Origin of the sequence: Pedobacter sp. JCM 36344 (assembly GCF_046546555.1) — a bacterium.
GTDB lineage: Bacteria > Bacteroidota > Bacteroidia > Sphingobacteriales > Sphingobacteriaceae > Pedobacter.
Map to the genome: position 1 here is coordinate 168381 of NZ_JBKHKK010000006.1, position 24868 is coordinate 193248.

Annotated in this window: 24 protein-coding genes; 14 read left to right on the forward strand and 10 right to left on the reverse strand. The window is 35.5% G+C overall.

From position 1 onward, the window contains the following. The first annotated feature begins 63 nt into the window (after window positions 1-63). Together ACHFIZ_RS07930 and ACHFIZ_RS07935 are read left to right on the forward strand one after the other, a co-directional pair. Window positions 64-615, forward strand: coding sequence for a hypothetical protein (locus ACHFIZ_RS07930; protein ID WP_410884589.1), 552 nt, complete (start codon window positions 64-66; stop codon window positions 613-615). Between the two features lie 110 nt (window positions 616-725). Continuing rightward, entirely contained in the window at window positions 726-965 is a 240-nt protein-coding gene (locus ACHFIZ_RS07935) for a hypothetical protein (RefSeq protein ID WP_410884591.1), read from the forward strand. Between the two features lie 48 nt (window positions 966-1013). Here the strand turns inward: ACHFIZ_RS07935 and ACHFIZ_RS07940 are convergent, their stop codons facing one another. After that, window positions 1014-2180: a glycosyltransferase family 2 protein gene (locus tag ACHFIZ_RS07940; RefSeq protein ID WP_410884593.1), complete on the reverse strand. Its 1167-nt coding sequence runs from the start codon at window positions 2178-2180 to the stop codon at window positions 1014-1016. 2 nt (window positions 2181-2182) lie between these two features. Beyond that, window positions 2183-3097, reverse strand: a complete 915-nt coding sequence (locus ACHFIZ_RS07945) for a glycosyltransferase family 2 protein (protein WP_410884595.1) — start codon at window positions 3095-3097, stop codon at window positions 2183-2185. Window positions 3098-3141: 44 nt separating this feature from the next. On the opposite strand from ACHFIZ_RS07945, the gene ACHFIZ_RS07950 reads away from it, so the two are divergent. From ACHFIZ_RS07950 to ACHFIZ_RS07975, 6 genes are all read left to right on the forward strand, one after another. Then, on the forward strand, window positions 3142-3684 hold the full coding sequence (locus ACHFIZ_RS07950; RefSeq protein WP_410884597.1) for a hypothetical protein: 543 nt from the start codon (window positions 3142-3144) through the stop codon (window positions 3682-3684). Beyond that, window positions 3677-4801 carry a response regulator gene (locus tag ACHFIZ_RS07955; RefSeq protein ID WP_410884598.1) on the forward strand — a complete coding sequence of 375 codons (1125 nt, stop codon included), beginning with the start codon at window positions 3677-3679 and terminating at the stop codon, window positions 4799-4801. Before ACHFIZ_RS07950 ends, ACHFIZ_RS07955 begins: the two co-directional genes overlap by 8 nt. Next, complete coding sequence (locus ACHFIZ_RS07960) at window positions 4802-5140, forward strand: STAS domain-containing protein (protein WP_410884600.1); 339 nt, start codon at window positions 4802-4804, stop codon at window positions 5138-5140. Between the two features lie 2 nt (window positions 5141-5142). After that, window positions 5143-5664 carry a hypothetical protein gene (locus ACHFIZ_RS07965; RefSeq protein WP_410884602.1) on the forward strand — a complete coding sequence of 174 codons (522 nt, stop codon included), beginning with the start codon at window positions 5143-5145 and terminating at the stop codon, window positions 5662-5664. A gap of 314 nt (window positions 5665-5978) precedes the next feature. Continuing rightward, complete coding sequence (locus ACHFIZ_RS07970) at window positions 5979-6623, forward strand: DUF6266 family protein (protein WP_410884604.1); 645 nt, start codon at window positions 5979-5981, stop codon at window positions 6621-6623. Window positions 6624-7037: 414 nt separating this feature from the next. Beyond that, entirely contained in the window at window positions 7038-9110 is a 2073-nt protein-coding gene (locus ACHFIZ_RS07975) for an LruC domain-containing protein (RefSeq protein WP_410884606.1), read from the forward strand. 10 nt (window positions 9111-9120) lie between these two features. Here the strand turns inward: ACHFIZ_RS07975 and ACHFIZ_RS07980 are convergent, their stop codons facing one another. After that, window positions 9121-10002, reverse strand: coding sequence for a glycosyltransferase family 8 protein (locus ACHFIZ_RS07980; RefSeq protein ID WP_410884608.1), 882 nt, complete (start codon window positions 10000-10002; stop codon window positions 9121-9123). Window positions 10003-10137: 135 nt separating this feature from the next. Between ACHFIZ_RS07980 and ACHFIZ_RS07985 the strand changes: the two genes are divergently transcribed. Continuing rightward, window positions 10138-10911 carry a glycosyltransferase gene (locus ACHFIZ_RS07985; protein WP_410884610.1) on the forward strand — a complete coding sequence of 258 codons (774 nt, stop codon included), beginning with the start codon at window positions 10138-10140 and terminating at the stop codon, window positions 10909-10911. Window positions 10912-10928: 17 nt separating this feature from the next. After that, window positions 10929-11813: a glycosyltransferase family 2 protein gene (locus ACHFIZ_RS07990; RefSeq protein ID WP_410884612.1), complete on the forward strand. Its 885-nt coding sequence runs from the start codon at window positions 10929-10931 to the stop codon at window positions 11811-11813. 620 nt (window positions 11814-12433) lie between these two features. Here ACHFIZ_RS07990 and ACHFIZ_RS07995 read toward each other — a convergent pair. Continuing rightward, window positions 12434-12793, reverse strand: a complete 360-nt coding sequence (locus tag ACHFIZ_RS07995; protein WP_410884614.1) for an acyltransferase family protein — start codon at window positions 12791-12793, stop codon at window positions 12434-12436. Between the two features lie 269 nt (window positions 12794-13062). Here ACHFIZ_RS07995 and ACHFIZ_RS08000 point away from each other — a divergent pair, with 269 nt between their 5' ends. Genes ACHFIZ_RS08000 through ACHFIZ_RS08010 form a run of 3 tightly spaced genes read left to right on the forward strand, consistent with a single transcriptional unit; the run spans window position 13063 to window position 16177 of the window. Then, the gene (locus ACHFIZ_RS08000; protein ID WP_410884616.1) at window positions 13063-14034 is read left to right on the forward strand and encodes a hypothetical protein; all 972 of its coding nucleotides are present in this window, start codon (window positions 13063-13065) and stop codon (window positions 14032-14034) included. Then, window positions 14034-15365 carry a flippase gene (locus ACHFIZ_RS08005; RefSeq protein WP_410884618.1) on the forward strand — a complete coding sequence of 444 codons (1332 nt, stop codon included), beginning with the start codon at window positions 14034-14036 and terminating at the stop codon, window positions 15363-15365. The genes ACHFIZ_RS08000 and ACHFIZ_RS08005 overlap by 1 nt, the downstream gene beginning before the upstream one ends. After that, window positions 15365-16177, forward strand: coding sequence for an alpha-1,2-fucosyltransferase (locus ACHFIZ_RS08010; protein ID WP_410884620.1), 813 nt, complete (start codon window positions 15365-15367; stop codon window positions 16175-16177). The genes ACHFIZ_RS08005 and ACHFIZ_RS08010 overlap by 1 nt, the downstream gene beginning before the upstream one ends. Here the strand turns inward: ACHFIZ_RS08010 and ACHFIZ_RS08015 are convergent. The 6 genes from ACHFIZ_RS08015 to ACHFIZ_RS08040 all read right to left on the reverse strand — a co-directional run bounded on the left by ACHFIZ_RS08015 (window position 16169) and on the right by ACHFIZ_RS08040 (window position 24123). Next, the gene (locus tag ACHFIZ_RS08015) at window positions 16169-17269 is read right to left on the reverse strand and encodes a glycosyltransferase family 4 protein (RefSeq protein WP_410884622.1); all 1101 of its coding nucleotides are present in this window, start codon (window positions 17267-17269) and stop codon (window positions 16169-16171) included. The two genes, ACHFIZ_RS08010 and ACHFIZ_RS08015, sit on opposite strands and share 9 nt — an antisense overlap. Continuing rightward, a complete protein-coding gene (locus tag ACHFIZ_RS08020) occupies window positions 17269-18498 on the reverse strand; it encodes a glycosyltransferase (RefSeq protein ID WP_410884624.1) in 1230 nt (409 codons plus the stop codon). Before ACHFIZ_RS08020 ends, ACHFIZ_RS08015 begins: the two co-directional genes overlap by 1 nt. Further along, window positions 18495-19952, reverse strand: a complete 1458-nt coding sequence (locus ACHFIZ_RS08025; protein ID WP_410884625.1) for an O-antigen ligase family protein — start codon at window positions 19950-19952, stop codon at window positions 18495-18497. The genes ACHFIZ_RS08020 and ACHFIZ_RS08025 overlap by 4 nt, the downstream gene beginning before the upstream one ends. Window positions 19953-20080: 128 nt before the next feature. After that, window positions 20081-21271: a glycosyltransferase gene (locus ACHFIZ_RS08030; protein ID WP_410884627.1), complete on the reverse strand. Its 1191-nt coding sequence runs from the start codon at window positions 21269-21271 to the stop codon at window positions 20081-20083. Next, the gene (locus tag ACHFIZ_RS08035) at window positions 21268-23412 is read right to left on the reverse strand and encodes an exopolysaccharide transport family protein (protein WP_410884629.1); all 2145 of its coding nucleotides are present in this window, start codon (window positions 23410-23412) and stop codon (window positions 21268-21270) included. The genes ACHFIZ_RS08030 and ACHFIZ_RS08035 overlap by 4 nt, the downstream gene beginning before the upstream one ends. Beyond that, window positions 23413-24123 carry a TolC family protein gene (locus ACHFIZ_RS08040; protein ID WP_410884631.1) on the reverse strand — a complete coding sequence of 237 codons (711 nt, stop codon included), beginning with the start codon at window positions 24121-24123 and terminating at the stop codon, window positions 23413-23415. A 74-nt stretch (window positions 24124-24197) separates the two neighbouring features. Here ACHFIZ_RS08040 and ACHFIZ_RS08045 point away from each other — a divergent pair, with 74 nt between their 5' ends. Next, the gene (locus tag ACHFIZ_RS08045) at window positions 24198-24818 is read left to right on the forward strand and encodes an acyltransferase (RefSeq protein ID WP_410884633.1); all 621 of its coding nucleotides are present in this window, start codon (window positions 24198-24200) and stop codon (window positions 24816-24818) included. Window positions 24819-24868 lie beyond the last annotated feature (50 nt).

Consider the following 24868-nt stretch of genomic DNA (forward strand, 5'->3'; position numbering starts at 1 on the left):
TGATTAACAATGCTTTAAATATTTATACAATATAATATTTTGACCTCAAAAACCACCAAATATATGAGAAGTTTCGCCTTTGTCCTACTGATTTTCATAGGTTCATTATTCATCTCCGCTTGTAGTAAAATTGATGACCAGACAGAAATGAATATTACCATTGGTCCATCAGCAACTGCCTACAATATACCAATTATTACCAGTCTCGACACTAGCCAAATCATCGCAATCATACCTGTGAATTTAAATCTGGACTCAATGATTCGGATTCAAAATAAACGGTTCGCGTCAACCAATATTAAGAACATCCGACTTAATAGTCTTGAATTGAATATCACGGATACCGCAGCTAATGTTACGTTTGATAATTTCGAAAATATAAGAATGACTATTGAGGGAAATGGTGAATCGTCTAATCTATTAGCATCTTCAAACCCGAGTGATTCCAAAGTAAAAACATTAAACATTCCAGTTACAGCTACGGTAAATGACCTGAAGACATTGGTTAAAGGTGGCACAATAAACTATGTCTTAAGAGGTAAACTTAGGAGGGCGACTACCAAAATCTATGCTATTACTGCGACTACAACTTTTCGCGTCGCACTCGAACTTTGATAAATAGCTAATATTTACTATCTTTGCATAAACAGGGATAACTTTCATTCACCACTATCCCCTATTTCGCCAGATCATTCCATTGATTGGCTTCACTTAAACAAATATATATGGCTAAATCTCAGGCAACCTTCATGAAGAAGCAACTGGAAAAAAATAGACAAAAGAAAAAAGAAGATAAAGAACAGCGTAAACAAGAACGTCAGCAGAATTCTTCAGGAGGAGATTTGGAAAGCATGATGGCATACGTTAATGAGTTTGGAGAGATCGTTTCCACACCACCAGAGAAACCAGCGGCACGCCCAATTACTCCGCCTGCACGCCCCAGCACTAATAAGGAAAGAGAATAATAAAATATTCTCTTTTTTGATTAGGCAATATCCATGAACTAAACATGGTCATTTCCTCATTGCCTTTTCCCAAATCACAGACTGATTTCCTTTGAAATATCTGATCAAGCCAGCAAATACTGCATAGTTCATCATACAAAAGTAGTAGGGTATAAAAAGAAGCTTTATCCTAACCTTTTTAGCTTCTAAGATTTTACCCAGATACGCTGAAAAGTAAAATAATACCTGGGCAATTAAGATAAAGCTGTAGATAAAATCTGCCGCCTTTAAAACAATAAAGATATTTAATAGAAAAGCGAGAATCATAAGAAATGGCGTAATCGTCCATCGCAATACCCTATGGCTGATATATTGAAAACTTAACACTGGGAATTTAAACGGATTAAGAAGTGACTTCAACCAAATGATAGATTGCATGCCTCCTGCAGCGATGCGTATTTTTCTTTTTAGCTCCTCTCCCACATTGGCAGATGAACTCTCTTGAGCAAATGCTTCAGGTTCATAAACAATCACAAATCCTTTTTCAGCAATTTTCATTGAGATCATGAAATCATCTAATACGCTATTAGATGGCACAGGCTCATATTGGTCTTTACGTACGCTGAACAGCTCCCCTGCCGCACCAACCACAGAATAAAGCTCGGAATCCCAAGCTTTCAATTTAGATTCATACTTCCAATAGAAACCTTCACCCGCAGTTGCATCTGCAGATTCTTCAATCATAACCCTTTTCTCCCCAGCCACAGCTCCCACTGTTGGATCTGCGTAATGCCTGCACATTAGGACCAAAGCATCAGCATTTAAAAAGGTATTGGCATCAGTAAATACGACTAATTCTGTTTCCACCTCGAGCATAGATCTATGGACTGCAGAAATCTTTCCTAAGCGAGCAGGGGAATGCAAAAGCTTGATCTCAGGATATCTCGACACAATCTCCGGAGTACTGTCAGTTGAGCCATCCGTGACGAATATTAGTTTCAATTTTCCCTCAGGATAATTCAGCCCCAGCGTGTTTCTAATCTTTTCCGCTATAAAGTCAGCCTCGTTGTAAGCGGCTACGATTATGGTGCAGGAAGGAAGTTCCTCAAAGATATATAGTCTCTTCTTTGTGGGATTGATTAGCCGCTTAATCTTTACCAAAATATAAAGAAGAATACCATAACCAAAGAATGTGTAGAAAATTAGAAAAAGCGCGACCCAGAAGGTGATGATCATAACTATTTTATAAAGTAGCCCAAATTTTTACTCGTAGTTTTGTTTGTGATGTTCCAGAATATCGCTTTGAAAAGAATGCTTATGTACGAGCTGTTTCCTTCAGAAATATATTTGATGAGGTTTCTTGGTGTTACAAAGCAAATGAAGTAGACCCAGAAAAATGATTTTTGCATAGCTGTACCATTTCTGCGAATAAAAAGAATTCTGTTCCTATTCATAAAAAACTCCTTTAAAGCGCTGTTCTTACCCACCGACATTGATTCTTTATGGTAGATCAATGCATTTGTATTTACCCAAATTTTAAAACCTGCGCGTTTTATTTGCTCACACCAATCCATTTCTTCGTAATATAAAAAAAAGTTTTCGGCCATATTACCTACGGCTTTCAAGGCCGATCGTCTGATCATCATGGCAGCGCCATGCACGAACCCAGTCTCAGCAACTATATTATTAAACTGTCCACGATCTGTTTCGAATTGTCCAATGCACTCATTTCTGCAGGTGTAATAATTCATTGGGGTAAAGCCTGCATATTGTATGATCTCCTTTTTATCAAAGTAGTTTATCTTAGGAGAAATGATTCCAATACTGCGGTTCGCATCCATTGTTTCAGTTAGCGTTTCCAGTAATCCAGAGCTAAATTCTGTATCGTTATTTATTAGGAATAAATATTCACCTTTTGCGGATTTTATGCCCAAATTATTACCACCGGCAAATCCAAGATTTTTCTCAGATCGGATGTAAAGCACATGAAGGTTCGTATTTTTAAATTCTTCTCCAAGATCTTCTTTACTCCCATTGTCCACTACGATAACTTCCAGATTGGCTTTAGGATAGCATTCGTAAATGGATTTAAGTAGGTCTAAAGTGGCTTGAGGCTGATTAAAATTTACTGTTATAATTGATATTAAAGCCATTTTAAAAACCTAACTTGTATTAAGAATGATGAAAGTAATATATTTTGCCTAACAAAACCAAATTAACAGAAGAAATTGCCCAGTTTGAAAGCCTAAAGGACGATAATAAACCCCTACTTGACAAACTGGAAGAATTTATAACTTTATTAGACAAGAGTGATCTGGACTCAGAAAACATCAAGGAAATTAAGGGTAGGCTGAATAAAAGTCTGGATCAAAAGATTGACGGAAGGGCGCTGATTAAAGAAGTAAGAGAGGTCTCTCTGTCTCCACTTGACAAAATGGACCAGCTCGATAAGCTCGAGTTACTACTTAACAATAACCATTTTAATTCTTCAGATGCCAAAAAACTCAATATAAAGTTGGGTATCAGCCGCGTTGTAAAGGGATTTATTGGCCTGTTATTTGTAACTCTAGGTTTTGCAATGATCATCATGCCTGCGCCACCGTATTTTGAGATGTTCACAATTTTCTATTTCAACCCTAACGACGGCGTCACATTAATGGATTTGATCTCTTTGATCATCGTTGCGGTAGGGATATATATTATGATTAATGCGATACTAAATTTAAAAACTGATGAATAGAATCATCTTACTAGTGGATGACGATATTTTTCAATTGCGTCTCTTTGAAAAGTTGCTAACTTCAAATGGTTATAACTGCAAAATTGCACTTTCTGTGGATGAAGCAGAATCAATTCTACAATCTGAAACTCCAGACCTGATCGTTTCAGACTATGAAATGCCCGGGAAAGATGGATTTGAGTTTAGGCGCCGATTATTAAAGGAAGATTCCTTTAAAAATATCCCCTTTTTGTTCCTCACCTCCGTCAATGATAAAGATAATGTGCAGCAGGGATTAGATTTAAAAGCAATTGATTACATCGCTAAAAACACCCCTCCTTCTCATATTCTTTCCAAAATAGATAACCTTCTACAAGCTGTAAGAGAACATTATGAACGTTCATTAAGCGAAATCAAAGGAATCGCTGAACGTTTGAACTTGCGTAATATTCCAAAAAAAGCACCAAAGCTTAAGCACTTTAAAATAGATTACTTTAACCAATCCTTTCAAAACCAGCCTGGTGGAGACTTTATAGATTTTATTCAAACAAATGAGCGGTATACATTCATCATTCTTGGGGATGTGATGGGTAAGAAATGGGGAGCCTGGTTTTTTTCATTTAGTTTTTTAAGCTACATCCGTTCTGCAATTCGGCTGTGTGTTTATGATGAAAACTATTCACTTTCAGAGATTCTCAATAAACTAAACAGGGTTATTCATGACGATGAGTTATTGAGCGATATATTTTCCACGCTTAGCATTGTGCTGTTAGATGATGAGTTGGGAACAGTCATGTATGCTGGAGCCGGAGACCTTCCTATTCTCAAATTTGAAGAAGAGACTATGGAATTACACCAGTTTAAATCTGATGGAATATTACTAGGCTTTTCAGAATTTGGTGATTACAATGAGATGGAGATAAAGCTCGATGTAGATGAGGAGCTATATATGATATCAGACGGCATGATTGATTTTGAGTTAAACGGCAAAAAGAAATCCGACATTAACTTATTTAAAGAAAAATTGTTCAACTTTAAGCAGAATAAAGAGAGTATCCAAACTATTAAGGATCGTCTCTTTGATAAACATGTTTCACAGGTTGATGATTGCAGCATCATCATCATAAAGAAGGTTTAAATGAACGTAAAAAAACAGAACATCGATGATCTGGTGTTGCTAACGATTGTTGATAAGGACGCCAATCTTACAAAATCGGAAAACTTTAAAGAAATCGTTTTTAAAGAGATCGAATCCGGAACAAGGAAATTGATTATCTCTTTTGAGCACGTGGAATATCTGGACAGCTCGTTTCTTGGAGCCTTGGTTGCCATACTTAAAAATCTTGTTCCAAAAAACGGCAGGTTAATACTGATAGAGTTAAATAATGACATCAGGAATCTGTTTGAACTAACCCGTCTGGATAAAATATTCGAATTGAAGAATTCTTTAGAAACGGCTATCGAGGATTTCAAATGAACATGTTTCCAATTACGATAAACCTGGATATCCCGAATGATCCCGAAAAGATTTACGAGTACACAAAAAATGTACTCGCAAGTATTTTAGAGCATATTGCATTAGACCTGGGCTATCAAAGAAGAATAAAATTGATCCTTATTGAATTGATAACGAATTCGATTAAGCATAGCAATGAAGCAAACACCTCAATACAGCTACTTATCGATCAGCCCCATCTCAGCATCCAAAAAATAGAAAAAGGGCTGAAGATTGCTTTCAGCGCAAGTTCTCCACAACTACCTTTTGAAGATGTAGAAAGCATTCTAAACATCAGTTTTTCTGAGTCTAATAGGCATAACATTCAGCCTCTTGGAGAATATAAATTCAAATTCCTGAAACCCGATCCTGAAGAAAAGCCAGACATGGAACAAATGCCTGAGCATTTCGGACTTTACATCATCACGCTAGCTTCAGATAGCTTTATATATCAATATGATCCCGAACTAAGGGAAAATACCTATATCGTCCACCTGAACTTTTAGTTAAATAAGAAGCCCCGGCCCTACCTACCATAATCGGGTTCCCACGATTTCCATTTTGATTGTTGACTTAATTTGTAAACTTAATTTATCATTTAATAAAAGGAATTAATCCAGAGTAAAGACCAAGCCGGTATGCAATTTAGAGAAGTTCGTATGTTATAGGGACCTAACAGGGAGGTAACAGGGACGTAACAGGGAGGTAGCAGGGACCTATTCCCTACTAAATTCCTGTTAAATCCGTATTAAATCCTATATAAGTTCTTAATAGTTAAAAGGAAATCCTTATCTTGTATACAACTTATAGAAAATCGAATATGGCAGTAATTAAAAATGGAATAATGGGTGGTTTTAAAGGAACTGCCGGAACCGTGAATGGCTACAACTTAATGGGTCAGGATGTGATGCGTGGTACTCGTGGCCCTCGCCTCAAAAAAGCAACAGAAAAAGAGCTGGCAAATAGGGCCAGGTTTGGCGTTTCTCAAGCTTGGCTTCAGCCTATCACAGACGTAGTAAGAATTGGATTTCAATGGTATAAACCAAAGTGCCACGGCTTTGTTGGTGCCAAATCTTTCATTTCAAAGAATGCGCTTGTTGAGGATGATAATGGCTTTCACGTCGACCCGGCTTTAGCCTGCATTAGTCATGGCCCATTAGATCCAGGATTTGGAGAAATTGTTACTCTGGGTGAGAATTTCACCATTGACCTCAAATGGGATTATCATGTTTCGGCTTACAATGACAGGGTAATCGTAGTAGCCTATGATATTGATAACAGCTGTGCAATTTATGACACCTCCCTCGCCCAGCGTACCATGAAAAAAGCGACACTAAACATTGGCGAAGGGTTTACAGGTAAGCAGTTTCATGTATACATCGGCTTTGTTTCTGAAGATAGGAAACAAAGGAGTATTAGTAAATATTTAGGTGTGATTACGATGCCTGAGGTAACTTTAGTTTAGTGGAAGCGCACAAGGGTAGCATAAAGCATCTGGGCTAAACACAATTTATACCTACTTGGAACATAGGTGGCTTCTATTTGCAAAACTAAATTTCTTTGCTTTGATGATAATTTAAATCAATTTTATTGAAACTCTAAGTTTAATCTGAGCAACGATACATAACCACGAAATAATCTGCTTTTATCGGGAATTAATTTTAGTATCATATATGTTTACCTATTGTATGCATTTTATAACAAATTGGCACAAAGGATGCATAATTTAAAAGGGTTTTTTCTTGCTCGTTTTGAGTATTTTTATCCACAAATACTCCTCCCATTTTAACTCAAAATGAGCTTTCATTCTTATCAAAGGCCTTTCCTATAATTGGTACTATAATTTCTACACGCGCAGAGATAACTTACATCAAATATTATGATCAAAAATTTACTCTCCATTTTTTTAACCATAACATTATTTCTAAGCGCATGCAAAAAAGAGCTCACTACAAATACTGAGAACGCTTTATTAGTAAAAAAATATGCTCCTGATGGATTTGCATATAAAACCACTCGACAAATTGAATTAAATGTTAGACTGCTAAGCCGTACTGAAGAGCCAGTAAGTGGAGTGCTTGTATCTATTTTCGATCCCACAGCTGTCGGCAAAGGCAAAGAGTTGATTAAAGTTCTAAGTGATAAAAACGGTTATGTGAGAACTAAGCTGAACATAGCTTCCTCAGTAAAGAACCTAGTAATTGATCCTTCTCACATCGGACTAGCCTCCAACGTAACAGCATTCATAAAAGACAATGCTTTGACCGCAGTAATAGGAGGAAAAACAGGATATAGCGGAAATATTGTACTCTCTAAATCTAAAGCTGTTAGTAATAGAACCAGTTCAATAGGCGGATATACATTTAATAGAATCTCTGGATTGGGCCCATCTGGCTTTACATCTTATAATTCAGCAGATTTTGACGCATTGGGTCGCCCAATAAGTCTACTTCCTGTGGACAACATAAGTTTTGCTACGTTAATGAATCAAATTGACGCTAGTCTACCAAATGGAATTCCGGTAAAGAACAAGTATATCGCAACTGAAGTCCCAACCGACTTGAAGATTGAGCGTTTAGCAGATGTCTGGATTACGTTTGTTCATGAAGGTGCTGATTATAGAAATACCTTAGCTTATTACACCTATCCAACTGGGAATCCACCAACAAACGAAAATCAAATTACAAATGCCAATGTGATATTTCCGAATTGCTCTCTTATTGGAGGAAATGGTGAAGGAAATATGATAACTGGTGATAAGGTTAAATTAGGTAGATTTCCTGCTGGCACATCGGTAGGGTTTGTTCTATTACAGAATGCTTACCAGGGTAACGGGTCAATTAATTTTGATGCCACGAAATTTTTCTCGACTGAAGGAATTAACCCTGAGAATGATCCTGCAAAAAAACGCCATAATGTGGTTCTTCACAATGTTTCGCAGCGTACTTTTTTGATCGGTTTTGAAGACATCAATAGATTGCCAGGTCAAGGCAGTGATAATGATTTTAATGACTTAGTATTTTACGCACAATCAAATCCCGTTGAAGCAATCTCTCCAGTAAATGTACCTGTATTGGACGAAAGCTATTTAGATGGCGATGGTGATGGTGTTCAAGATGCAATTGATGATTATCCAAATGATCCTACACGTGCTTATACCCGCTGGTATCCAAGCCAGTCTGTTTGGGGAACTACTGCATTTGAAGACAACTGGCCATTTGAGGGCGACTATGACCTTAATGACCTGGTTGTAAGTTATCGTTACAAGTTTGCAATGAATTCATCTAATCAGCTGGTAGACTTAACTGGAGAATTTAAAGCTTTAGCTGCAGGTGCTGATTTTGAGAATGGCTTCGGTGTACAACTTCCTTTCACGCCTTCTCAGATTCAAAGTGTAACCGGCATGAGTGTTTTCGGAAATGCAGGAGTAGTTCTGGACGGTAAAGGCCTTGAGAGAAATCAAAGTAAAGCAGTAATCATTCCTTTTGATCATTATAGAAACCTTTTCGGAGTTGGAACAACTCAAATTAATACTACTTTAGGAGCACCAAAACTGGTAAGCCCATTAGTAACTGTAACTATTCTATTGAATGGCCCACTTTCTGACGAATATACAGGTATGGTTCCATTTAACCCCTTTATGATAAGTAATTTGGATCGTGGAAGAGAAGTTCATTTGGTTAATCAGGCTCCTACTGATCTTGCTGCGGCAAAATGGTTCAATACGGGTGCTGATAATTCTAATGCAGCAACTGGAAGGTACTATGTTTCTAGTCTAAATAGACCTTTCGCTCTTGATTTCTTTGGACCATTCGATTATCCCATAGAGAAAACTCCTATAACTAATGTGTACAATCATTTTGCTGATTGGGCATTATCTGGTGGTACAGTTTATCCTGATTGGTATTTTGATTACACCGGATATATAAACTCTAGCTTGATCTACCGTTAAAGGTGATTTATTATCTTAATCTAAGAAATGCTTTCTTTAACTTATTGAAAGCCTTGCGAAATAATCTATTTTTACCATTTATGACTTTAAAGCCTTTCCAGGGTGTCATATCTAGATACCTAAAAAATTCTTTTTTAAAAAATTCGTTAGAATTATAAGTTGTGAATATTGGTTTTATATCTAGAAAATGAACTAGGGATGGATTCTCATTTTCCCAGGATGCAAACCAATTCCATTTTTGATCGAGTTCTTGCCATTTTTGGGCAAACACGACATTCAATCCATACTGGTCTCCTAGCTGGACCGTTTCTTTATATTTTATTAAAGCTCCTATAATTTCTGCTGAAATATTTTGTTCTCTCCATTTATCTGTGTTTATTAAGAGAACACCGGCATTAAAATACTTTGTTTTTGGATCCAGACCTAGCTCTTTATAATTTGGAAGTCCACCCCATTCACAATCCACGGTTTTCGCTATATCTTGAATTGCACCAATGACATGCTCACCAGTTGACATGTTCCATAGTTTAGAAATGTCATCCTGTAAAATAATGTCAACGTCAATATACAAAAGCTTATGAACATCCAAACCAACTACATTTGGGGCGAATACCCTTAGATAGGTAGTCATTGGAAATCCTGATGTGTCAACAGGAATGGATAGATTTGCTGGAATTATCGATTTACTTGTATGCCAGAAAATAGTCAATCTAGAAGGATCAACTATAGTTTCAAGTTGCTTTTTGAATTTGGTAGAAATTCCATCGTCAATGATGTGGAAGTCGATGTGTTCAGGCGTTTTGTGATTAACATCAATCGACTTAAGTAAGGCTGCGATGAGAATTGCGTAAAAATTGTCGCTCGCAACAACAATGGAAATATTATCCTTCATAACTAAATATAACTAGTGCATTGAATTTCACTAATATAGTCGATAAACTTAGCAAAACAATAAACTAGTAATGATAAAAACATTAAATTGGCTGTATCATTTACTTCAAAAAAATAAAGAAAAAATCGTTAGCTAATGATGTCAAAAAAATATGATTTTCCAGACGTTTCTTTAATGGTAACTCATTATAATCGACCAGATTCTTTAAAAAGATTACTAAAAAGCTTTCAGGATTTAAACTGCAGTTTCGGTGAAGTCGTAGTTTCAGACGATGCAAGCAAACCTGAAAATGTGGTTCAACTAAGAGAACTGCAGAAAATTTTTGATTGTAAATTAATAACCACTGAAAAAAACATGGGTCTAGGAAATAACATCAATAAAGGACAAAGAGCCATTAGTAAACAACTAACTCTTTATGTGCAGGAGGACTTCGTTCCAAAAACGCTTTTCCCAGAAAAACTTGAGTATGCTGTTTCATTTCTTGCAAACGATAAAGATCTCGATATAGTTAGGTTCTATGCATACACATTATTTCCTTTTTTAAAGCCTGTGGGACATGGATTCTCTGCTATGGAGTTTAATGCTGCAAACATCCTAAGTACATACCGGAAGTTTTATATGTATAGCGACCATCCTCACCTACGAAGAAGTTCATTTTTAGATAAGTTTGGCGATTATAAAGAAGGTGTAAACGTAGAAAAGGCAGAATATAGCATGATGATTTCTTTTTTGAAGAAAAAAGGAAAAGGTCTATTCTATGAAGATTTTCAAGGTTTGTTTGACCAGATGAATTCAGCAGAAGAACCCAGCACCTTCAAAAGAAACTGGAAAAGACACCCTAATTTTTTAATAGGCATAGCGAGGCACCTATATAAGCACATCAAATTTAATTACGATTTAAGGTTCTAGAAAGACGCAATAGAGTTATGTCATTATTTCAACTTCCAAAATGGATAAAACCTCATCTGTTTGAGGGTAAAAATTTTAAAGATCTAACTGACGAAGACATTAACTCTCTCCGGTCGAAGATTAAGCATTTTAAATCTGACGATCCAGATGTTTCAATAATGATTCCTGCATGGAACGAAGAAAATAACATCTATAGGACTCTCTCTTCTTTATCATCAAATATAACTTCTTTGAGAGTCGAAATCGTAGTTATAAATAATAACTCAACAGATCAAACTCAGCTAGTACTTGATAAATTAGGAGTCAAGAATTATCTACAACCAAAACAGGGAACAGCTTTTGCCAGAGAACTTGGTTTAGAAAAAGCATTAGGTAAATACCATCTTTGTGCAGATTCTGACAGCTTTTATCCACCTCAGTGGATTGATTTGATGTGCAAGCCATTAATGGCTAATGATAATATTGTTGGCGTATATGGAAGGTATTCATTTATACCGTCTAAAGATGAAAGTCGCTTGCCGTGGTTTCTTTATGAAAAGGTTACCGGGGCCATGGTGAGACTTCGCAAAGCCAGACGGGAACATATCAATTTCCTTGGATTCAACATGGGCTTTATAACAGAGGTAGGACGACAAAATGGTGGATTTAATGTATTGAAGACCCGAGCTTTTGAAAACGCCATAGGCAGTGAAAATTTTGTAGAGGAGGCAGAGGATGGTAGAATGGCGGTTAATCTGAAGAAAACCGGCCAGCTTAAGCTTGTAACGGATAGTAGAGCCAGGGTATTTACCTCTGCTAGACGAATTAATGCAGAAGGAGGTTTAATAAAATCTTTTAAACATAGGTTTTTAAAACATTCCGGTCAATTATCAGAATACTTGAATGGCGTTAAGGTAGAATAACGATTAGCATTAGACTTTTTTAAATTCCCCAGTAATTAAATTGAAAATTGTGAGAGCTTTTCTATCTAGGAGAATTAATAGGCCTAAAGTTGACATAAAACAAATTATTGGATTTATCATCAAAATCGTATTAGAAAAATTGCCGAATATTTTTAATATAAAATGGTAAATAATCATATTGACGAAAGGGTGATATAAATATATCCCTAATGAGTACTTTCTTCCCAAGCTTGCTAGATAGCTATTCTTTAAGCAATGAAAACTGATAAAAAACATGCCCAGAGCCAAAGGAATCGTATTAACTAAAAACTGAAATCCCCACAGGTCTATAGGATCAACCACCCGAAAGTACACCACTTCTAAAATTAATACTATAATAGCAATTGCAATTAAAATAATTCCTCTTTTTAACGTAAGCCTTATCTGGTAATGCGCTAACCACATTCCTAAAGAAAGGAATGAAACCGAAAGAAAGAACCTTGCAAATTCAAGGTCAATGTATTATTGAATAGTTGTTCCTACAGTATAATAAAATAACAGGAAAGGAAGCAAGGATAAAAGGAAAATTAAAGGTAAAAACTTAAACCATTTAAGGGTATGCATGATATACCAGCAGTAAATTAATCCAAAATTAGAGATGGCAGAAACCATAAGTGGCCCTCTGTTCCTGTAAGAATAAGTTTTTGGCTAAATCTAAAATTGCCCTTGGCAATGTCAATTGGCAAAAAAATTATCGAAGCCACCAAAAAAATGCATAACAACTTTGAGATGTTTTTTAGAAAAAAAACATGATCATCTTTTTTATATCCGGTATAAAAGAAGTATCCTGATACCAAAAAGAAAAATGGAACAGCAAATCGGGCAAGTAGCTTTAGGTAAATTTGGATGTCTAATGGCATTGAGCCCATTGAAACGTGTAATATAACCACTGCAAAGGAGGCCAGTAATCTAAAAATATCCAAAGAGTCATATCTGTTCATACTAAATTGACTTATAATAATGATTCTTTTAATTTAAAGAAAAATTTCTGATGTGAATCAAAATTTTCTCAAGCATTACGCTACAAATATTTTTAAAATTTATAAGCGAGTTAGGCAAGACAATAATTGTTTCCCAGCATTAAATCAGATTTTTTTCTGGCTTTCAGGGTAGTAGCGTAAATTTTGCGTATTAATTTAATTTTTTATTATCTAAATTAGACCGTCATTCATACCTATCTAAATGAGTCAAATTATATTTTATTATTAATATGATAAAAAACATACTTTATAAATTTTTAACTCTCATTGTTCTCATTCGCTATAAAAATATTCCTAAAGAATATTTTTATTATTACAGAGAAACTTTTATCTGTCAGTTAACACAATTAAAATATATCTTTAAGGATTACATTTTCAAGAGTAAATATAAAGTGATTACTTACAATGGCGAATTCGCTCCTGAATTACAATTCGCTCTACCATTCGCCTACTGGCATTACAAAAATGGAACATTAAAAAGCACTAATTCTTCAAAATATACTTCGGAAATGTATTTTTTTTCTCCGGATCATTCAGAAATTTTCGAGGGCCGGAGTAATGAGGCAAATTATAATTTTGAAATGCCAAGGGTACTATATAGCCAAAATTATAATATGAGTAAATGGGAGCCGGTTCCTCTTAAAGCTCAATATAAAAATGAGGTATATATTTTTGATAAACCAATACTGATTATCGCCAATAGATATAATAGTGAATGGGATGGCCCTCCCATCAGCTTCTATAGTATTGAAATGCTTGAATTTATTATCAGTAATTTAAAAGACAAATATACCATAGTCTATAACAGGCCAAGGCCACAAAATATAACTATGGATAATAGTGACATCTATGATATGGATGAATTCGAATGGCTCGCTGAGAAACATCCTGAGGTAGTTCTCATGGAAGATCTTTTCAAAGAGAACAAGGCCAATGCTAAAAATTTCAATCATCTTCAGCTTATGGTGTATGCAAATTCTGAAAGGTTTATTTCAATTCATGGCGGAACGGCAACTTTAGCGAGTTACTTTGGTGGAGTAAACCTAATATTTTCTAAACAAGGTCCTGAACACTATTTTGGCTGTTACAGAAAGTTGTATCCCAAGTTTTCTGGCGCAAGTATCCTTCATGCGAAAACTGAAGACCAGATTAAAAATTATGTCAATAAATATTTTATTCACGAAGAAATTCCTACCAATTAATGGGCATAGAAAAAGATAATTATTGGCTTAAATCTGGGTTCATCAACATTTTGCAGAATTTTTCCGGAACTCTGATAAATGTAGCAACATTCTTCATTCTGATTAAATTGTTGAGCAAGAACGATTATGGCGTTTGGGGGATTTATATGCAAACAATTACAATTCTGGAGATCGTTAGAAGTGGCTTGATACAAAGCGCCATGATTAAGTTTATGTCTGGATCCGACAAATCTGAACATAACAATATTTTCTCTGCGTCGTTAACTATAAGTGGTTCATTAACCATCGCATGCATCATTTTCAATTTTATCTTCGCAGGTTATTTATCAAGAATCCTTAACGCTCCTGCACTAGAGCCAATGATGTATCTGTATAATATCGTATTCTTATTTTCAGGTTTTTTAACTCAATTGAATTGCATTGAGCAGGCAAACTTCAAGTACAATGGAGTTTTTGCTAGTAGCTTGGTTAGATCTTCCATCCTACTTCTATTTATTATAATCAATTTTATTTTTGGTTTAACAACAGATCTTTTATTTCTTGTGTATATACAGATCGGTAGTGTAATTGTGAGCGTTGGCGTTGCTTGGTATTTCACCAGAAAATATATTCATTTTGCCTATAGCTATAGCAAAGACTGGATCAATAAAATTTTTCATTATGGTAAGTACGCATTTGCAACGTCTTTAAGCTCAATTTTATCTGGTACCATCGATCAATGGATGCTCGCAGGAATAATATCTCCAGCGGCTTCGGGTTCTTTCAATATAGCGGTGAAAGTTGTCAACTTAGTAGACATACCAACCAATGCTGTAGCGACAATAGTATTTCCACAAAGTGCAAAACGAATTGAAACTGAAGGGAAGTCTGCCATCAAATACCTATATGAAAAATCTGTAGGTACCATACTTGCTATGGTTATACCAGCATTGATCTTTATCTATATTTTTGACGGCTACATCATTGAAATCCTAGCAGGAGATAAATATGCAGACACGGTTCCTATCCTCAATGTTACTTTGCTATATTGTGTTTTAGGTCCATTTGGCAGGCAGTTTGGGGTGATTATAGATTCTATAGGAAAAACCCGGATCACGTTTATCATTGTTCTTGTGAATACTGTGGTCATATTGGTTTTAAATTATTTCTTCATCAGAAAGTTTGGAACAATAGGCGCTGCGTATGCTACCCTTATTGCCAACATTTTTGGGTTTATTGTTGCCCAGATCATACTTTGGAGAGAACTAAGAGTTAATCCACTAAATGCATTCATCTATGCCTACAGATTCTACCCTGAATTTATCAATAAATATATTTTAAAGAAAAGCTAATGATTGGTGTAAAATTTATCGGCAGATTGGGAAATCAAATCTTTCAATATGCATTTCTACAATACCTAAAAACTAATAATAAAGGGGAAACTTTTTTCTTCGTGAATCCCCACCATGGTTACTTGACAAAATATTTCGATCTTGGCACCTTTCAGAACCTGATTCTAGACTCAAAAGTTTATTCAGTAATCACGAGGGTCCTTCCAAGAATAATTAAATTCGATGAAATCTATATAGAGAGTATTCAAGTACCTAAAAAAGTAGATGTTAAGGACTGGACAATTTATAAAGGTTTTTTCCAGACTGACTTTTACGTAAAACAGATAATTGGCGGATTAAACATCAGTATCAAAAAAGAATTTACTGATAAGTTTAATGAGGAATTTGGGCAACAGTTTACCAATAACAAAACTATTGTTGTACATATTAGACGAACTGATTACCTAACTTATGGTAAAAGAGACATTTCACTTCCGATGGAATACTTCAAAAAGCGTCTTGATGCACTCGGCAATATAGACGATCATCTGGTTTATTTCGTTAGCGATGATATTGAGCATGTAAAATCTTATTTTGCAGACCGGCCTAACTTCATCTACTCATCAAACAACGAGATAACAGATTTCCAGATCATTAAAAATGCTGACATTGCCATTATATCAAATAGTAGTTTTGCGTGGTGGGCCGCTTATCTTTCAGATAAGCAGAATAAGGTTTATGCACCAAAGAATTGGATGGGATTTAGAATTGGTAAAGAACACCCTAAAAGGGTAATGACAGATCGTTTTATCTGGTGTGAAGTTTTAGAGTAATGACCTATAAAGGTCAAATGTTTTCTGTAGAGATAAGTCTAACGGGAAATCTTTAAGTCTCTCTTTTCCGCTCTCAATCAAAAATTGCCGATATATTGTATCATTAAGAAGTTTTCTCATCAGCTCCTCAAGTGAATTAAAATCATAAGCATCAAAATAAGCTACCGCTTCCGCTCCAATTTCTCTGAAGCATTCAGTGTCGCTTAATAAAACAGGGCATTCCGCTTTAAATGCTTCCAATACAGGTAAGCCGAATCCCTCATGCAGAGATGGATAAACGAACGCAATTGCATTTTTATAAAGATAGTTAAGCTGTTCATCGGTCACATTTAAGTGTTTTACTTTTTCCTTAAGTTTTAAACGATGGATCAACTCTTCATCTGCTAAAGCAATCTTACCTCCACCCGTCAAAATCATTTCAATATCCGGTTCAGTTAATGACAGACGGTGGAAGGCATCAAGGAATCTGTAAAAATTCTTATATCCGCTACGGTCTCCAACGTAAAGAAAATAGCGCTTTGCAAGTTTTGGAATTTCTTGAAAACTTAATGGAACTTCTAGATCGATTCCATGATAGATCACCGTTATTTTTTGTGGATCAACGTTTGAATAGGCAATAAGGTCCCGCTTTGTAGTTTCTGATATAGCGATAATGCTATCCGCTACCTCAATATTTAATCGTTTATTTCTTGTTAAGTCATCCTCAGACCAAAAATACTCTGGAAGACGCTCATGAGTCATATCATGAATTGTGACTACTACAGGCTTCTTTACTTTCCCCAAGAAATAAGGATCATAGTAGGTTGGATGAAATATATCGAAATTATTCTTGCTAATTAAATACTCACAATATTTCTTGTTTATCTTGTAAGTCTTACCACCATACTTAGAGTTCAAGAAAAATCTCCCAAGTTTACTATTCAGAAGCTGTTGTTCATTTTTGATATAATGATTCGGGGAATACAAACAGCCAATCGTATAGTCAAACTCTGAACTCACTTTCATATTTTGAATAATATTTGCAAAATATCTGCTTATCCCACCATAATGTTGGGTGCTGAACTTCTGGTGATCAAATAATATTTTCGGCATTAGTCTGTATTATTAGCATCTTTAGTGTGTTTCATTTCGTAGAAATTACCTAAAATTTCACTGAATTCTTTTAGCCGGATGTCCCAAGTATTCATTCTCGCAATTTCCAGCCGTTGGTCTACATAACTTTGATTTTGATTAAGCAAATCTTCAATAGAATCGGAAAACTCTTTTGCCGTACTGCAGTAAGGAATTACATCCTTCGTAAAGTCCTTCAAGTCCATGTTAAAATCCGTTGCCACGACAGGTTTTCCAGCTCCCAGATATTCAAATAGCTTAAGAGGAAAGATTGTTGAGCTAAATTCGTCTTTTTTAAAAGGGATCATGCAAACATCGAATCCTTTCAAAACAGATGGCATATCATCGTATGGAAGGCGACCAACAAAATGAACATTCTCAAGCCTTTTAAAGTGCTCATCAATATATTCATCAGAAACCGGACCAACGAAAACAAAGCTTTTATCGGGATTTAGTTCTACGACCTGGTTAAGTAATTTAAAATCAGTTCTTCTTTCTATATTTCCAAAGTATCCAATGACCGGATATGGAATGTTAGCTATCAAGGGATGGATTTTAAGATTAGGATTCAGTGCTTTGCTACAGTGTGTCAAATCAGCAGCATTGGGGATGAAGAAGGTATTGGGATTTATAAGAACTTTTTCTTCATAAAGCTTTTTACTTGTACAAAATACAAGATCGACTTCATTGATAATTTTTAGTTCTGATTTGATCCCATGTTTTTTATCGTGGTCGATAACTAATGGGTCAACGCAATGGTAAACATCTAATTGCGGCTTAAGTAGGTGCCCAATATTTGGATAGTGAAAGTTAAATGAGTTAATAAAAACGAAATGCTGAACTTTGCAAAGCTTGAGAACTGATTTTATCCTGGATACAATAAGCTTTTCATTAAAAGATAGTAAGGACCTATAAAGATTACCTTCAGGCAAAAAATTAATAGATAACATCAACGGCAGGATCAAAATTTTCAATCCGGGTATTTCAGTTGGTAATAACGATGATGAAGTTAGGCGAAAACCTGCCTTTCGAACAGCTAACGCCGTAGTGCCCTTGCCTTTCAAATAATCTTTCCAAGTGAAGGGATAATCAGCATAGAATACCTGATTCTCATGAGCAAGATACTTGGCCGTGGTATAGCTGGTTGATTCATAAGGACCGTCGAATTTAGCGGCTCCTAAAATTACAACCGTCTTATTTTTTATTATCATGTGGCAGTATTCGGTCTCGGATTTTTCTCGATATCTAAACGCAAGGTAATATTTATCAGAGCGATTACCAGATAGAAATAAATATTTAAAGGAAATTGCAGGATTCCTTCTTGGGGAAAGTTGCCTACGGCGAGCGCAAATAAAATTAGCGTCATAGCCAGACAATAATTTTTAAGCTCAGCATCAATGATCTTGAAATAATTATCTATGCCGGTCTTTATAGCGATGAAAGTAAGTGTACACAATAATGCAAGACCAATCCACCCCAATTCTACAGCAGCTCTTACGTAGCCGCTATCGGGTGGGAATCGTGATAGGTAAGTTCCATCTGAAAATCTAACACCTGAAGCTCCTGTAGACCCTAATCCTCCACCAATTGGGTGTGTTTGAATATATGGCTGTATTCGTTTTTGATTTTGTTTTCTTACGTTATAGGAGGCATCATTATTAGGTCTGAATGCTGACTGGAATCGGCTAAGATTTGGGTTTGAGGTCGGAAACCTTACTAAGACTATAAAAAACATGAAAAAGAAAACAGAAAATATAAGTATCTGTTTATTAAGTTTTAGAATAGCAAAAAGAAACATTGCTGCGGGAAAAAGTACATAAGCTGCACGTGTACCCGAATATAACATCACATTTAAGCAGAGTATTGCTAGTAGGCCCAAAAGAATTTTTCTCCATTTGGAACGTGCACCAAAAGCCATAACAACACAAATAATGCTGCTAACGACCATATTGTACGAAAAGGAGACAGGATCAGCAAAAATAGATGACTTACGCCAGTGCCCATCAATAAATAGCAGGCTTTGCAATCTGGGATCAGCGTCGAGGGCGCGTTGCTCAAAATCAAAAAAACCCCAAAATTCTTGCTTTATTGCATAAAGAGCAACAATGAAACTGAACACTAGCCATATATTTATTATACTTCTCAGCATCTTGACTGTATTGATATGGTAGGTGAAAATAAAGTAAGATATGGTGACTCCTGCAATAGCACGTATAGTGTAGACCCATGCAAGTATAGATGCTATTTCAGGATTAACGGCCTGAAAAAAATTGTAGAGAATCCATAATATAATAACTATAGAGATTGGATTATGGAAGATCTTCCAGTTTGGATGATATTTTTGCTCCATGAAAAATCCGAAAATCAACAGCAAAAGCAACGCGTCCATCAAGGTCCCAAGTGGGAAATTAACTCCGAAGTTCATGATAAACATGATCCAATAAGCCATAATAAGATAGATTGCAATACCAAACTTGGGATATTTCAAAATACCAAAAAACGCCATTGGAGCAATGATAGCAATAAGGAAGAGTATTGGTCCTACTGATCCAACAGTTGATGCTACAATGGGCAATCCGATACAGGATACTAAAATTACAATTATGGCACTTACCTTAATCCAGTTTTCAGATTCAGAAAAGAAATTGCTTTTTGTTCCAATCATAAAAAAACTATTTTAATGAAAAAGAAGAGCATTAGGAAGAGTACAACGAGTGTTGCAATAATTCTATTCCATTTTTTAAAAAGGAATTTTCGCTTTTCAGTTAGATTTACAGGTTCAGTTCTCATAATTTACTTCTCTCTCTGTTTGAGTTCTGTATCATCTATATGGTAATGTTTTGTGGCTACAGATATTTTGTTTGCATTCTTTGATTTCAGCAAAGAGAGAATTTGGTAAAATACGAATTGTGGTATATTTATTAATGACTGATAAATACGTTTATCGGTTTTGGAACTTAAAAGGGATACGAGGAAAAAAACGACGAATGTCAATAAGGCCAAAATCCAAACAATGGCAACAGTGTAGTACCCCGTAATTACGTTTATTAAAAATAATAGAAACGATAAAAATAGAAAAATAAATAGTGGTGGCCGAAGTAGGGTGATACCGAATAGTATCTGGTTTTTACTAAAGTTTCTCGCACCGAGAAATAGAATATCAAATCCTAGTCTAAAGTATTTGAACCAAGTATTGATCCATCTGCTACGTTGTTGTACAAGCTGATCAGATTTGGAGGTTTTCTCATCATAAACAATGGCATACTCGTTAAAAGCAATCCTCTTATTTTTCTTCAAAATCCAGGCTTGTAATACCTTATCGAATCCTGCTCCTTTAACATCATTTTCTTTAAGAAAAACTCTATAAAGTGCGCAACTAAAAGCCATACCTGAGCCGGAAAGAGTTGCCGATGATCCTGTTTCATACAAGAGCTTGCCATCGTAAAAATGATAATAGATATCTCTTGCAGCATCAAGGCATGCAATTGTACCATTTAAATTCTTTGCAGCTCTTAAGCCCTGTACCGCATCATATCCCTCAGAAAACGTCCTATTAAGATGAGCTATGTAAGAGGAATTTACCAGATTATCGCTATCTATGATAGTTAAAAAATCATGGTTCCTTTTAAACTGGCTCATAGCATAGAAATGAGACTTCGTATTACTTCCTAAAACATTTGGTGGTCGTAACAATACCACTTTGTCACTATTAAAATCAAGACCTGAAATATCGCAGTTGTCCGCCACTATGTACACCAAATAATTATCATAATCTAGGGCCAGAACAGATTGGACTACCCCTGGAAGGCTATTAGTGAATTGATAAGCTGTGACAATTATGGCGTAATCAGGATGGGAAGTTGCAAAGCCAGTTACCCGACGCCTGTGCGTTAGTTTCCACAAGAGGTACAGTAGTCCTGGAAAAACAAGATTAAAGCCAATTAGAAATTGAAAAAAGAACCATAAAGTTAATAAAATGGTCATGATTTATCCGAATGACTTTGTTTATTTAAGATCCAGCCTTTAAATATTTGCGTCTCTTTAAGAAACTTTACGGTAAGCATTTTTCTTTCATTAAGGATTTTACCATGCCTGAAAATGCCCACCACCACATCTGCTTGGGAAATCCATTCTTTAGCTTGATTACTAACACTAAGAGCAGTAGTATCAATAAGGATTAAATCATAAATACTTTTTACAAATTTCAGTTTATCTTTAATTTTCTCTTCGGTGGTCACCTCCACAAGAGAATTATCACCTCCCTTATTTTTTAAAATGGTGATCGAAGCATTTTCGTTTCCACGTTCCAAAAAAAATCTATCTTTCATGAAATCTTCCAGGTAGAGATTAGAAGTAAAATCAGTACTAATACTAGAGTTAAGGAAGTTGCCATCGATAATTAGAATTTTTTTGTAAGTAACCATCAAAGCGGCGGCTAGATTCATACAAATAAAACTCTTACCTTCCAATGGAGTCAAGCTCGTTAGAACCACCACATTTCCTATTAAATCTCTTTCAATTTCATATCTGATAGAACGAAGTTGATTCTTAAAGTGCATGAGGTCACTGGAAACATTTTGATCATTCCAAATTTCACGGAGACTTAACGTTGAATGGTTCATGTAGTTCAGCCCTCCTAAAACTGCAATACCTGTCTTGTTGGCAAGTTCTGTGGATGTCCTGACGGTATTGTCTAAATAATATAACACGAAGAGAAACACCAAGCATAATGCAACGCTTATTACACCACTTAATAATATGAGTAGCATCTTCTTTGACGGCTGTGAGCTTCCAGGAATTGCATTCTGAATAATATTAAGCTTTAGAGAAAAGGCGGCTTCTAAGTTTGTTTCATTATATTTATTTAGTATATCCATGTAAGCCTTGGTAGCGATATCCACGTTCATCTCCAATGTTTGGACATCTGCCTCTTTTGGCACCATATTGTCAAACCGTAAATTCAGCCTATTTAGCTCATTTTCCAAGGCATTCATACTGTATCTGGATAAATCTAGCTGTATTTCTAATCTTATTTTCTGTGCCATCAGTTCCTGCTTGCTCGCAAGTGGATTTACCAGATACTGATCAGATGCTTGATGAATTTTCTGATCTAAAAGCACATTTAGTGAATCCATTGACACCTGGTATCTTGGCTCGAAATCCGACTGTAATTGCGCATCATATAACGAACTAATCTCATTTTTTATGGAAGCAATGTCCTGATTGACTTTCGAAATTGCAGATTCTAAGTATTTTCGCTCACTGGGATTAAATTTATTATCTATTTCATTAAGTGCGCCTGCATAAGATGATGTAGTCTGGATAGCGTCTTGTTTCTTTGTTTCATATTCTAAAATACTAGTATAAAGCTGCTTTGATTGTTCATCGAGATTTAATACACGATTCCTGATTTTATAACTTCTTAAATCCGTCATTCGTTTGGACAAGGTATCTGTACGCTGAACCAGCAGTTCATTTAAGTAATTAATAGCCTTATGCTGATTTTGTTTAACAACATTTGAATAATTTTTAATGAATTCTGTTGAGACATTGTTTGCTATAAATGCTGACAATTCAGGCCCATCAGATTCAGCCTGTATAATTAAAAAATCACTGCTTCCAGAACGCATTGCTGAAACGCTATTACCAATTGACCCGCTGTCATATCTCATTGATTGAATAAGATTTATCATTCCCAGTTGATCAGGATCATTAGGATTTAAGCTTTCGGCATTATTATATTTAACTTGAATTACCTCTGCCGCATGTCTTCTTGCATCTTCATTAACAGTTTTCATTAAACTACTTGGTTCCCTGAAAACCTTTTGTGAATTAAGATCATTTAAGATCAAAAGGTAGGAAACCTGATCTAAGACCTTCTTCATCTTAACCATCTCGATCAAGTTGGCAAATTCCTGATTTACCTGATCGCCTGGCAAACTCTGATTAAAAACAGTGTTTTGCTTATCATCTGCAATTCCTGTTGATAGTTGTGCTTGTGATATGTACGTATTAGGTTGACTTCTTACCAAAAAATAGGTTACCAAAATAGCTGCAATGGGTACGATAATGAGTACCCACTTATATTTCCTTAGAACCGCTAAAAATTTATAAAATTCATCCATCTATTTTATCTCTTCTAATTTTTTAACCGTCAATTCCTCTAAAAGCGCTTTAGCAGATATAAAAGCCACCTCGGCCTGTAATTTAGACTGGTAAGCGGAGTAGTATGATGTTGAAGCGGAGTTATATTGCTCGATTGTAACTTCAGCCTTTTGGTAGGCGATCTTAGTTGTTTTGAAACTAGTTTCGGCGTCTAATAATGCATTATTAAATGGCAACAAGGATTTTTGTGCCTGTAAATATGCGAAATACCTTCTTTTAACTTCTGCTTCTAATGTAAGCAAATATTCCTCTTTCGTATACTTTGCTACATTAACCTGTTCTTTTGCCTTTTTAACATTACTTGGCTTAGCTAACAAAGATCCTGGGTTGAAACTAACTCCAAATTGATAACCTGTTAATAGGTCAGTATTTGTAACGTTTACAACAGGCGGGGATTGACTCTGATTATTTCGCCCGACATATTGAAAGGAAAATGGGTCAAGCCAAGAAATCTTGGCCGCATTCAAATCTTGTTTTGCCACTTCTACCTGACTTGTTAAAGACTTGATTCTAGGGTAATTCTCTCTTGCGGCAGCGATAAGCTTTTCAACATACAAGTAAGAGATTTCTGGAAGTATACTCTGTTGTTGTTGAGCAAATAAGGCTAGTGGTCTTGAACAAGCGAATATTACCAAACCTAATGATAACACCAATTTTGGATTGCAATTCATAGATTATGTAGTAAAATTCAAATATAAATGACAACTTTAAATTTTGCTACATTGTTCTGGATAAACTTATTAACATGAGACGACTATTCAACATTCTCAAAAGTAAGCCTAAGTTAAAGAAGGTGATTCATTGGCTTTTAATACCAAGCAATGAGGCTCGACCAAGATTATGGGTAAAATGGTTTCTAAATCCATTTTACCATACTCGAGAAAAAGGCAGTATAATAAGGTCTTCTAGTCGTCTTGATGTGCTCCCTTTTAACGATTTCCATCTTGGAAGGAAATCGATAATTGAAGACTTTACAACAATAAATAATGGGGTAGGAAATGTTTTAATTGGAAGCAATACCTTTATTGGAATTGGCGATGTTATAATTGGTCCCGTAGAAATTGGAAACAATACAATTATTGCGCAGTATGTTGTCATAAGTGGTTTAAATCATGATTTTCAATCTCTTGATTTACCCATTTCAAAACAACCCATAAATAAAAAATTAATAAAGATCGATGATGACTGTTGGATTGGAGCAAACGTTGTAATTACATCGGGTGTTCATATAGGTAAACATAGTGTTATCGCTGCGGGATCTATTGTAACTCGAGATGTACCGCCATTTTCTGTAGTCGCAGGAAATCCTGCCAGACTTATAAAACAATATAATTTAAAGACCAAGGTCTGGGAAAAAGTTGACTAACGGGGATTTATTTCAATAATGTGGGACAATATTGCACGTTGCAGTTTTTT